This window comes from Limnochordia bacterium, from assembly GCA_023230925.1.
In the GTDB taxonomy this organism is placed as follows: Bacteria; Bacillota; Limnochordia; order DUMW01; family DUMW01; genus JALNWK01.
The window spans coordinates 1-9,761 of sequence record JALNWK010000076.1; the positions used below are offsets into that span (position 1 = coordinate 1).

Below are 9,761 nucleotides of genomic sequence, written 5' to 3' on the forward strand. Positions count from 1 at the left end.
AAGCCCAGAAGCTAGACAACCTAAGGGGTTAGGACGGACGGATTCATGTTCAGGCAGGCAGACTTACCTGGGGAAGCCCTACACCATCCAAGTCGACTTGGTAAGCTCGAACAAGCCGAAAGGCGAGGAAGAGAAGAAGTGGTATAGGGTGGCAGATAAGTCCATAGTAGTTATGAACCCTTAGCCTGTGAAGGCTGGTAACAGACGGAGGGTAAAACTAGATATTTTTATCTAGGTCATCTACTACGCATGGGTCATGTCCTTTGTAAATTGGTAGAAGGCGTCGCCGTTTACAGAAAATGTTTTCAGCACGGAGCTTCGCAGCTTACTACACACCGTCAATCTCGTTTCCTCCGGCATATTTATGTTTATCATTCAAAAGGAGTGGTTTGTCAAAACGGCCCGCATCGGGGCAGCACTGGTAATCACGGGGGTCGGTCTATTTCTGATTGCCCCAAACACACAAATTCAATTGCTGTGCGCGACTATCGTCGGAATGCCCTTGGCTGTGTCAACGCCAGTATCCTAATGCCGTTCGTTTTCGCCCTCAACAATACGGAAAAGTGTCGGTAGTAATGTGCTGATCAGCCTGATTTCACTTTATCAAACGGGAAACGGCAAGTTGCGGACAAAGAACTAGCCGCTCCATGCGGCGGGTCGCGCGGCTTACTCCTCGTGAGTATGAACTGTATCTCCCACTCTTGGAAGGCTTTACTTTGAAAGAGTCTGCAGGACAGCTTTTGATCAAATATTCCACAGCGAATACGCACATGACAGGCATCTACAAAAAATTAAGAGTCAAATCTAGAGCAGCGCTGATTATCAACTATCGCGACATCAATGGATGAGACACGCAGGCTCCATGACAGGTACAGATAAACCCCTGCGAATCCGGTGCAAGACCGTCGGAACTGAAATCACAATGACTGAGCATAAAAACAGTTTTGAGTACAAAGAAGCTACGCAGGCCGAGGAGAATATCTATACCGCTGAGGACGTAGAAACGGGCAAGACCATGGCGGGGCTTTCCTATTTCCTTTTCTTCTTGCCGCTGCTGACCTGTAGCGAATCTAAGTATGCGAAACTCCATGCCAATCAATCCCTACTACTCCTAATCACAGCCATAGCAGGAAATATGACATTATGTCTTTAGAAAACAATAGACTATATCTGTATACAGACATAGCCTATTGTGGAAAACATCCTATTACAGCCATCCACGGAGCTTAACTGCCTCCGCTACTCGATTAATGGCGATCACATATGCAGCATCCCGCATATACAGACTCTTCTCTTGAGCAAGCTGATGAACTGCATGAAAAGCGGATGTCATCTTGAAATCCAGTTTCTCCAAGACCTCTTCCTTTGACCAGAAGTAGTTCATATTACACTGCACTTGCTCGAAATAACTACAGGTGACTCCGCCAGCATTACATAGAAAATCAGGAACAACATAGATATTCTTAGCCTTTATCAGCTCATCGCTATCCGGGGTTGTCGGTCCGTTTGCTCCCTCACAAATCACTTTTACCTGACTGCTGACTTTTGCGAAAGAGGCTGGTGTAATTTGGTTCTCAAGCGCACAAGGAAGGAGAATATCAACATCCTGGGCAATCCATTCGCTGCCGTCTAGTAGCTCACATCCAAGCTCCTGGGCCTTTTCTTTATTGATTGTTCCATAAGGATCCTTTATAGCGGCCATTTGCTCAACGTCAAGCCCGTTTGCATTACGGAAGGTCCAAGCCTTTTTGTCGTGATTATCCCAGCATGATATGGCTATAATCTTCCCGCCAAGCTGTGTATACATTCGAGCTGCATATTCAGCAACGTTCCCGAAGCCTTGGAGGCTTGCGGTTGTCTTCGTAATATCAATGTTCAATGCTTTAAGTGCTTCTCTAAGTGTATAAATAACCCCGTATCCGGTAGCTTCCTTACGACCTAATGAACCACCCATTCCCACTGGTTTTCCAGTAATGGTACCTGGATAATGACCACCATGGATCGTCTCGTATTCATCTAGCATCCATAGCATATGTTGACCAGTGCTCATAACATCTGGGGCGGGCACATCAATTACAGGGCCAATGTTTTTAGCTATCTGCCTGACATATCCGCGGCATAGACGCTCTTGTTCGCCCTTTGATAGGTTACGAGGATCACAGACAATGCCACCCTTTCCACCACCAAGGGGAATGTCTACCACTGCGCATTTCCACGTCATCCACATGGCTAATGCCCGAATTGTATCAATTGTCTCTTCCGGATGGAAACGGATGCCGCCTTTTGCGGGCCCCCGGGCATCGTTATGTTTAATCCGATAAGCATTGAATACTTTCGTGGTTCCATCATCCATTTTCACCGGAATCGTAAAATGAATTTCCTGGCTGGGTTGACGTAGTAGTTCGCGCACCGATTGATCCAGATCAATTACATTGGCTACATCATCAAATTGCTTTTGTGCTGTCACATAAGCGTTGTAGTTTTCTCCCATTTCTCTTGCTCCCTACTTGTGAAGAATTCATAAGTTATACATATAAGGATACTCTACTGTCGTGTAGAAAGCAATTAGTAAGAGCACCATATGACAAGGAGCCTGCTGGTATTCCCTGATGTGTTCTGAAGCTATGCCTTGCCGGGCAAAAGAGGGGGGATTAGAGGGAACCCTTCGCAGAAAACCTGGAGGCGTCCTTGTGAACTTGCTGGAGAAGGGGAAAGTTCCTACCGGCTAATTGCTGACTCTACCAGCTTGTTTGAGAAGTTGACACCGTAGTGCTCCTGTGATAAACTATGACTTGTTTACGTCACTGTAAAGAACACTATTGCGGAAGGGTGCCGGAGTCGGTCGAACGGGGCGCACTGCTAATGCGTTGTAGGGCTAAACCCCTACCGAGGGTTCGAATCCCTCCCCTTCCGCCATCTTTATGCCTAATTCTAATCAGTTTTATTTCCATACCGGTTTGCATCTGTGTTTCATCGGATAACTAAGTTTTCTGCAAGACCCGCTTTGTATATTCGCTAAGACTAATCCCTACCTCCCTACTGAAGGCTTGGCTAAAAGCTTGTATTGAACCATAGCCTAGACTGCTTGCGATCTCCTTGATGATGGCAGGTTTTTCTATGGACCTAATCCAGAATGGAATGTGCTGGTAGATCTCTTTAGTGCTGCCATTGTCTATCGCCACTTGGCCGGCAACAATTGCTCCTTTGGACTGGATGTCACGAAAAAGTGCCCGATGACACAGGATGAGGTAGTGGAGGCTTTTATCGGACAGTTACTGGGAACGTATTGGAGCTAGCCTCAGTCTGGTTCCGCCAACGGATAATGATCACCTTCCATGACCCATTGGTGGCTGCCGCAATATTCGAGCCGAGTTTGTGTGAATACGAACAGGGTACGGTCTCTGTTAATCTTTATTCCCGAGTAGCTTTGGGGGACGACCCATTGGTCTTCAGCTTCCGATGGGCCGCACAGTTGCCACTTCGGTAGAGCCATACAGGTTCTTTAAGCACTATTTTGCAGCGTTTGAGAGTCTTCGTTAGCAACAAGGCCGAATTCCCATTGTCCGGCTTATACCTAGATGAAGGGTGGTGCATTGGCTTTTTTGACTTGGAAAGCTATTGAACTCGATGACGAAACCAAACATTATCTTTATTCTGATCGACGATCTTGGGTGGAGAGATCTTGGCTGCTATGGAAGCAAGTTCTATGAGACGCCTAACCTAGATAGACTAGCCGAGGAAGGTATGCGTTTTACCGATGCCTATGCAGCGGCACCGGTATGCTCACCGACCCGGGCAAGTATCCTAAGTGGCAAGTACCCCGCTACGCTCGGACTGACAAACTACATCGGTGGAAAAGAACATCCTTCCTTTGGTAAGTTGATCGATGCACCATATATAGATCATCTCCCTATGACTGAGAGGTCCTTAGCCAAAACACTTAACGAAGCCGGGTATGCCACATGGTTTGTGGGTAAATGGCATCTAGGTGCCCGGCCCTATTACCCAATGGAACACGGGTTTGAAGTCAACATAGGTGGATGTAGCTGGGGACATCCTCGCCAAGGCTATTTTAGCCCTTATGGCATAGAGACATTAGAGAATGGTCCTAGGGGGGAGTATCTCACTGACCGGCTTACCAATGAAGCAATAGAGCTAATCAAGAATAAGGATGAACGACCGTTTTTCCTATATCTATCCCACTATGCCGTGCACACTCCCATCCAAGCTAAGGAGGATGATCTAGCAAGGTTCAAAGAAAAGGCAGTGAAGATGGGCCTAGATAAGGTTGACCCGTTACGTGAGGGGGAACATTTCCCTGTGGAACACAAGAAAGGAAAGCGGGTGACCCGTCGGATGACTCAATCGGATCCGGCGTACGCAGCCATGATCTTCAATCTTGATCAGAATATAGGTCGTCTGCTAGAAGCCATCGAGGACATCGATCATACGATTGTGATTTTCACTTCAGACAACGGAGGACTTAGCACCGCAGAGGGTTCGCCTACCTGTAATTCCCCCTTAAGTGAGGGTAAAGGTTGGATGTATGATGGTGGAGTAAGAGAGCCCTTAATCATCAAGTGGCCCGGCGTGATTCAATCGGGTAGTGTATGTGAAGTCGCGGTAACTAGTCCAGATTTTTACCCAACTCTGTTGGAGCTAGCGGGCCTTTCCCTCTTGCCGGAACAGCACTATGATGGTATCAGCATTGCTCCTTTGCTTTACGGAGAGGAGAGCATAGACCGTGAGGCGATCTATTGGCATTACCCCCACTATGGAAACCAGGGAGGGACACCGGGTTCTGCAATCCGAAGGGGAGACCATAAGCTGATTGAGTTCTTTGAAGATGGACGTCTGGAACTATACAATCTGCGGGAAGACATTTCGGAGACGAAGAACCTAGTGACAGCGGAACCACAATTAGCGGCAGAGATGCATCGGATGTTGGTCAGTTGGAGAAACTCGATCGAGGCATTAATGCCTCAGCCTAGAAAGGATCAAGCCTAGGGGAAGAGGAACGGAAACAGGTGTCACCAGATTATTCAATTGATTGCTAGCGTTTCCCAAAAGGTGATGCCACCGATGGGATGGCTCGACGTTTAAACAGGATGTTGCTGATCCCAGTCATGTCAGGAAACCATGATCATGGAAGACTACCGGTGGCGGACTTTCTTCTCCGAACTCCTCGGAAACGGCAAGAACCTGCACGAAGAATGGCCCGGATTTCGTAAATCCAAGTTTGACCTGCAATGGCGATAACAGGGGCTTGTCTTATCCTAAAATGAGCTTTCGGTTGCAGTTGAAATGAACGCTCCTAATATGGTAAAATATCAGAGTAAACAGGCGAACATATAATGGATTAGAGCGCTTCAGAAAAAGACCGCTGGTAAGCTGGCGGCTTTTCTGTTACGGGAAAAGATCCTGTGGGAAGTAGTAGTTTCTCACAGGATCTTTAGCCATTGTTCGCAGGGAGGAACTAACTCATGAATGATAAGTTCAAGAAAGGCGAGAAGCTTTCAGTCGTTACTTTGGTTATTAACGTTTTACTGGCATTGGGTAAGGCTGTTGTTGGAGTGTTGAGTGGTTCATCTGCCCTGGTGGCTGATGCTGTGCATTCCGGTTCCGATTCGGTTACCACCGTTGGGGTTATCTTGGGGCTGAGGGTAGCACAGCAACCCCCGGATAAGGAACACCCCTATGGTCATGGCCGCGCGGAGTCCATTTCAGCTAAGGTGCTGGCGATCCTCCTTTTTGTTGTGGGTCTGGAAATGGTCCGGACTTCGGTTAAGGATACCCTTGCTCAGAACTTCACTGTTCCTGGGAAGATTGCTCTATGGATGGCGATTTTGTCCATTGTTGTTAAGGAACTCATGTACCAGGTTACTGTAAAAGAGGGCAAGAAAATCAACAGCAGGGCACTGATTAGTGACGCATGGCACCACCGCAGTGATGCATTGTCTTCGGTGGCATCGTCCATTGGTATATTTGCTGCACGCCATGGCTATCCTTTCCTTGATCCATTGGTTGCTGGGGTCGTTGCTATAATCGTCATGAAAACAGCCTGGGATATCTTTCGTTCAACCTTTGATGAGTTCATGGATGCCCAGGTAGATAACTTGCTGTATGATGCGATTAATAATGAAGTCGTGGGAGTCAGTGGAGTAGTGCATGTTGATGAGATTCGTAGCCGTAGATATGGGGCTAATGCCTACATTGATCTACGGATTAGTGTCGATCACGAGTTAACAGTGGAACAAGGACACAATATTGCCTCGGCGGTCCGCAACAGGATCGTGACGACAATTCCCGAAGTTACTGATGTGTTGGTGCATGTGGATCCCTTTGATGCTGAAAAAGAACAGGCTTGACAGGAGGTAACCTTGCGATGCCCGACGAAAAAACCACCGAGCGAGCTCGAACCTTTAGCAATAAGGACGAACTAGCAAGGACCATTAGTGCGGCCATTAGTGGACCTTTAGAGATTAAAAAAGAAGAGAAACAGAAGTATCTTGGCTCTTTCCAGGAGGATGTACTGGCGGCTTATACCAAAGAGCAGCTGCAAACCAAGGAGGTTCAAAAGGAACTCCATCGTTACTTGGATCCCCAAGTTACGGAGAGGCTCCTGATTAATGGCAAGGCCCCTCTGCGACTAGTTATGCCCTATGTCCGGCTAGCTCAGGAGAAGAACCTGCCTTTTATGATGGTAACCGAACAGGATGTATCTAGTCCTTTTGCTTTGGTCCTTCGCAAAAGGGATTAACCCACATCGTAAGCACGGCTGACGATTGATTCAATCTCCTCCAAAAGCTTTGACTTCTGGGAAGGAGAGATTTTGCTGTGTAGTTTGCGGGATATCTCCCCTAGTCTCGAACAGGTACCAAGTTTCGCGGGAATTGGCATTTGATTAAGCTGGGAAATGCGCAGGTAAGGGAAAAGCTTATCATCTAGGTTAAATAGCTGCCTGAAGAGGTCGGCAAAAAAGGCGCTGTTCATGACGGCGCATAGGGCATGCCGGCTAATACTCGGTGCGGTGACTCCTACGTAGATGGTGTTCAGTACATACGAACCTGTGGTATCCACCGCGGCGATGGGTCTGTCTGCTACCCTTCGCAGCAGAAGCTTCTCCGGTTGTTTGTATAAGCTTGGCTCTTTGTACACCACTAAGTCATCGGTTGGTTGGATAAAGGTACTAGGAATAGCATGGTAGCAAGTCAAATCCTGCCCGGTAATACAAGGAAGGCCTCTTCTTGTCGTCCCCCGTTTGCCCTTTTCTACCCCCCTTTTCCATGTGACTAGAGTATGGAGAGGAACATAATTACCCATCTGGTAGTTGGCAACGATCTGCTCAATCCATTCAGGTTCGACTAAGTAGCTGAAGGTACAGAACGGTAGTCTGGATAGTAAATGGGCGGGAATGGTCTTTTCTACCTCGAATTGCTCCCGGCAAATCCTGGTGATAGCCACAGCTGGGGCGGGTACACTACCTAAGACAATTGTATTGGCCTCCACGTTCGGCTCTGGAAAGCAGACTCCACAGGGTCCAAAACTGTGTACATTCATACATTCCAGGATCATCCTTCTTAGGTTCTCGAAGCTCTGCGCTGTGAAAAACGGTTTGGGCAAAATCATGCCGATGTACCCGTTAGGATCTATGAGTCGACGGAGACTCTGTTCAATAAAAAGAGCCCCCTGATCCCATTGACCCTTTGTCAGGGAGAACCGTTTCAACAGAGCTTCTTTGTAGTTGGCATCCATGGCTCGCTTTACATGCAGGTAGGGTGGATTAGCGACAATGGCATCAAAACCAACTTTCTCACTCAGGAACACCTGGGGGAACTCCAGTTCCCAGTGGAAACCAGGCGAAAGCCATGGAGACAGCTCTTGCAGATACTGGTCAAAAACAGGGCCATACTGCTTCTTTAGTTGGGAGTGATCCAGTTCAGCTAACCTTTGTCTTCGTAGTCCGGGGATTTCATCGGCCCAGGCTCCCCAAAGGGCATTACCCACCCGCAGCCCCTGAGCAAAGGAGGGGGGGACCGGTTCTACCCGGGCATAAAGAAGCAGGATTAGTTTGCATACATATACTGCCGCCTCATCAAGGTCTATTCCGTATAGGTACTCGGAGGCAATGAGTCGAACAACAGCTTGATTTACTGAAGGAGGCGGTTCCAGCTGAAATGTCTCCGAATAAAGGCAGTGTAGGGCAGATTCCCTCCCTTTGAAATAGGGGTTTATGGTATTTAACAGAAAATCTAAGGCGGTGGTTATGAAATGGCCACAGCCCATGCTCGGATCTAGTATATGAACACCACGAAACTCTCCTTGTTCTAGTTGTTGTCTGACTATTGGTCCTACAGTCTGTTCTACTAGGTAACGGGTAATGAAGGTGGGAGTGTAATAAGCTCCCCAGCTGGGCTTTTTGTGAGCCGTTTTGTGCCAGGTCCATTCCTGATCGGGATTCTGACCCAGGGAACAATCCTTAAGACTCTCGTATAGATCAGCTAACCAAAGGGGGGGTAAGTCCCTGATTATATCCTTTAGCTTTAGCAGGTTGCTTAATCCCTTGGCAAAAAACTGATCAGAGACAATGCCAATATCTGGTTCGGGTAGGGTTAAGCGTGTTTGTGCGATAACCTCACGGTAAAGACGAGAAAAATCCCCTTGCTCAATACTCTGTTTGCTGCTATTCGGGCCAGCACCAATAGATGCCAGATCAATGGTTAGGTAACCCTTGCTCTCGGCGGTAACCAAAAAGCACGCTTGGATTAATAAGTACAATGACTGGGAGAGCAAGTTGCGTTCCGGACAGCTTCCCTGATCCATCAGACCCAAAGTAAAAGGGAGCAACACCTGTTCTGCGATCACATTGTGTAAATCCTTATCCATGTTCTTACCTCAACTTAGGGAGATTCCTAACAGATCCCGGATGATTACGCTAGCAAGGATCATGCCCACAACCGGTGGGACAAAGGAGATGCTCCCGGTTACTGATGATTCGTGATATTGCTGAGGCTGTTCCCTAGAAAAAACGACCTTGACGCCCCTTTCGATGTCATGTTTCCGTAACCTTTGACGGACGGCCCGGGCAAGGGGACATGTGTCCGTGTCACTTATATCAGCGACTACGAAGGCGGTGGGATCTAGTTTTCTCCCTGCACCCATTGCGGAAACAATGGGGATCTGCTGTTCAACGCAGCTTTTAATCAGATCCACCTTATCCCTTACCGAATCGATGGCATCGGCTACATAATCATAGTTTGAGATTAGTTCGGAACGGGAATCAGCCGTATAGGCTAAGGGATAGGTCTCTACTTGGCATAAGGGATTAATATCCCTAATCCGCTGCGCTAAGACGTCAGTCTTTAAATGGCCTAGGGTACTGTATAAAGCAGGTAGCTGTCGGTTTAGATTGGTTAGGCTAACGTGATCGGGATCGATCAGTACAAGCTTTCCAATACCACCCCGTGCTAAGGCTTCGGTACAGAATGAGCCAACTCCCCCTAATCCAAAAACAGCGATTTTGGCCTTAGCCAATTTGTTTATACCTTCTTTACCAATTAAAAGCTCTGTTCTACTGAATTGATGGTCCATTGCTAGTCTCCTTACAACACAGTTCGACGATCCTTGCTATTTCCCTCCCCAGGGCCCCGTCAAAGTCAACGAAAATATCGATATGAAGGGGAATTGAAAAAAGGGCTGGTAATCCGCTCAAATAACCTTTATAATTGAAAGCGAAATCAAAGTCAAAGGAGAGAGCAGAC

Annotated in this window: 10 protein-coding genes and 1 tRNA gene; 6 read left to right on the top strand and 5 right to left on the bottom strand. The window is 47.6% G+C overall.

Features of this window, described 5'->3' with window-relative positions; all coding sequences use genetic code 11:
- Both M0Q40_11840 and M0Q40_11845 read left to right on the top strand, forming a co-directional pair.
- Positions 1 to 184, top strand: a 184-nt coding sequence (locus M0Q40_11840; protein ID MCK9223286.1) for a hypothetical protein, incomplete at its 5' end; no start/stop codon positions are given.
- 678 nt (positions 185 to 862) lie between these two features.
- Positions 863 to 1,153, top strand: a complete 291-nt coding sequence (locus tag M0Q40_11845) for a hypothetical protein (GenBank protein ID MCK9223287.1) — start codon at positions 863 to 865, stop codon at positions 1,151 to 1,153.
- Positions 1,154 to 1,207: 54 nt separating this feature from the next.
- On the opposite strand, the gene M0Q40_11850 is transcribed toward M0Q40_11845, so the two are convergent.
- The gene (locus M0Q40_11850) at positions 1,208 to 2,491 is read right to left on the bottom strand and encodes a Glu/Leu/Phe/Val dehydrogenase (GenBank protein ID MCK9223288.1); all 1,284 of its coding nucleotides are present in this window, start codon (positions 2,489 to 2,491) and stop codon (positions 1,208 to 1,210) included.
- A 332-nt stretch (positions 2,492 to 2,823) separates the two neighbouring features.
- On the opposite strand from M0Q40_11850, the gene M0Q40_11855 reads away from it, so the two are divergent.
- A tRNA-Ser gene (locus tag M0Q40_11855) sits at positions 2,824 to 2,916 on the top strand.
- 65 nt (positions 2,917 to 2,981) lie between these two features.
- Here the strand turns inward: M0Q40_11855 and M0Q40_11860 are convergent.
- Positions 2,982 to 3,182 (bottom strand): AraC family transcriptional regulator, encoded by a 201-nt coding sequence (locus M0Q40_11860; protein MCK9223289.1) that lies wholly within the window; start codon positions 3,180 to 3,182, stop codon positions 2,982 to 2,984.
- A 445-nt stretch (positions 3,183 to 3,627) separates the two neighbouring features.
- Between M0Q40_11860 and M0Q40_11865 the strand changes: the two genes are divergently transcribed.
- From M0Q40_11865 to M0Q40_11875, 3 genes are all read left to right on the top strand, one after another.
- The gene (locus M0Q40_11865) at positions 3,628 to 5,007 is read left to right on the top strand and encodes a sulfatase (GenBank protein ID MCK9223290.1); all 1,380 of its coding nucleotides are present in this window, start codon (positions 3,628 to 3,630) and stop codon (positions 5,005 to 5,007) included.
- Positions 5,008 to 5,483: 476 nt separating this feature from the next.
- Positions 5,484 to 6,368, top strand: coding sequence for a cation diffusion facilitator family transporter (locus tag M0Q40_11870; GenBank protein ID MCK9223291.1), 885 nt, complete (start codon positions 5,484 to 5,486; stop codon positions 6,366 to 6,368).
- Positions 6,369 to 6,385: 17 nt separating this feature from the next.
- Positions 6,386 to 6,760, top strand: a complete 375-nt coding sequence (locus M0Q40_11875; GenBank protein MCK9223292.1) for a YueI family protein — start codon at positions 6,386 to 6,388, stop codon at positions 6,758 to 6,760.
- On the opposite strand, the gene M0Q40_11880 is transcribed toward M0Q40_11875, so the two are convergent.
- The 3 genes from M0Q40_11880 to M0Q40_11890 all read right to left on the bottom strand — a co-directional run.
- Complete coding sequence (locus M0Q40_11880) at positions 6,757 to 8,886, bottom strand: Eco57I restriction-modification methylase domain-containing protein (GenBank protein MCK9223293.1); 2,130 nt, start codon at positions 8,884 to 8,886, stop codon at positions 6,757 to 6,759. The two genes, M0Q40_11875 and M0Q40_11880, sit on opposite strands and share 4 nt — an antisense overlap.
- 9 nt (positions 8,887 to 8,895) lie before the next feature.
- On the bottom strand, positions 8,896 to 9,591 hold the full coding sequence (locus tag M0Q40_11885; protein ID MCK9223294.1) for a tRNA threonylcarbamoyladenosine dehydratase: 696 nt from the start codon (positions 9,589 to 9,591) through the stop codon (positions 8,896 to 8,898).
- Positions 9,572 to 9,761, bottom strand: a 190-nt coding sequence (locus M0Q40_11890; protein MCK9223295.1) for a hypothetical protein, incomplete at its 5' end; no start/stop codon positions are given. The genes M0Q40_11890 and M0Q40_11885, both read right to left, overlap by 20 nt.

What these genes read in the sequence shown, in the direction of transcription:
- M0Q40_11885 (MCK9223294.1), bottom strand. Translation starts at nt 9,591, where the DNA reads ATGGACCATCAATTCAGTAGAACAGAGCTTTTAATTGGTAAAGAAGGT.
- M0Q40_11870 (MCK9223291.1), top strand. Translation starts at nt 5,484, where the DNA reads ATGAATGATAAGTTCAAGAAAGGCGAGAAGCTTTCAGTCGTTACTTTG.
- M0Q40_11845 (MCK9223287.1), top strand. Translation starts at nt 863, where the DNA reads ATGACAGGTACAGATAAACCCCTGCGAATCCGGTGCAAGACCGTCGGA.
- M0Q40_11865 (MCK9223290.1), top strand. Translation starts at nt 3,628, where the DNA reads ATGACGAAACCAAACATTATCTTTATTCTGATCGACGATCTTGGGTGG.
- M0Q40_11880 (MCK9223293.1), bottom strand. Translation starts at nt 8,886, where the DNA reads ATGGATAAGGATTTACACAATGTGATCGCAGAACAGGTGTTGCTCCCT.
- M0Q40_11850 (MCK9223288.1), bottom strand. Translation starts at nt 2,491, where the DNA reads ATGGGAGAAAACTACAACGCTTATGTGACAGCACAAAAGCAATTTGAT.
- M0Q40_11875 (MCK9223292.1), top strand. Translation starts at nt 6,386, where the DNA reads ATGCCCGACGAAAAAACCACCGAGCGAGCTCGAACCTTTAGCAATAAG.